This is a genomic window from Neptunitalea chrysea, assembly GCF_027924145.1.
GTDB lineage: Bacteria > Bacteroidota > Bacteroidia > Flavobacteriales > Flavobacteriaceae > Neptunitalea > Neptunitalea chrysea.
Genome location: NZ_BRVP01000061.1, coordinates 1 through 1,308 on the forward strand (window position 1 = coordinate 1; position 1,308 = coordinate 1,308).

Sequence of the window (1,308 nt, forward strand, 5' to 3'; positions counted from 1 at the left end):
GCACAATTAGCAGAAATTGCTGCTGCCAAAGTAGACATTAAAGAGCTTGAGAAAAAATACAGAATTGCTAATCAAGCTAATTATGATGCAAAAAGAGCAGATTATCAAGAGATAATTGACCCTTTGATTGCCGAATTTAAAAGCGAGCTAAATAAAGAAGAAAAAGCTTGGTTTGAAGCCAGAACGAGCATTGATGATATAAGTAAAGAAGCGTTTCTTTTCAACAAAGTTTCAAGCAATAAGTTGCCCGATTTACCAAAATTTAGCTATACACCATTAACTGAAATAACAGAGGATAGTGCAAAAGCAGAAATGAGTAGTGAAACATACCAACTATTGTCTAAGCTAACATCCTTCTCTGATATTAGCACTTATGAGGAAGCAACAGAGCTCCTAGATGCTGAAGAAATACGTGTCAACGATATCTTATTTACTAATAAACAGCTGCTCAAAAGAACAACCAGTTATAGAGGTATCATAGTTCCAGAATTAAATGATAGCTATAATGATTCAAGCTGTTATACGCTAAAATTTAAAGGTGAAATAACTACATCTAATGCCCTTTTTAATTATTGGAGTTATTATTTTACCTTAACCAGCCCTATGAATGATGTAACCATAAGTAGCATTAGTGCCACATTAAAGTCAATCACCTCAGGAAGTATAATTGATTCATCTACAACCTTCATAAAAGATTCTATCAATAACAGGTATGAAATACAACAATTGGTTACAGGTGGTATTTTTACAACTATTACCAATACATCTGTAAGCCTTATCATAAACCTTGCTAATGGCGACCAAATCACAGAAGATTTTAGGACTAACGGACAATCTTGGTATGAGGCTATGATAGCCTGTGATGCAGATACTGATAGTACTGATGAATCCACAACGGTAGATGATATATTTATACCATCGGGGTATGGAATGCGTAAATTAGGTATTGCCGACTACCGAAAAGTAGAGCAAAGTGTACATTGCTATGTAGAGGGAGAAGTGTCACACATAGAAAATGTAATGGCAAGGGAATATAAAGAAAAAGAAACCCGCAGATTAAGAGCCTCGGAGAATACTACCTCTACCTCATCTGAAGCCGAAACAGAAAAATTGACCGATGCGACTAGCACTAACCGGTATGAAACGCAAACAGAAATAGCCAAAATAATTTCTGAATCTAAAGATACCAGTGCATATGCCGATGCAAAATGGGGAATGGGCAATTTTGATCTTAGTACCGGAGCAAATTTCGCCTACAATACCTCTAAAGAAGATAGTATCAATCAAGCAGTAACCGAAGCGCAAGAG

General features: G+C 36.0%; 1 pseudogene. It reads left to right on the plus strand.

The features are described from left to right. A pseudogene (locus NBRC110019_RS16675) lies at positions 1–1,308 on the plus strand (hypothetical protein); the annotation flags it as partial.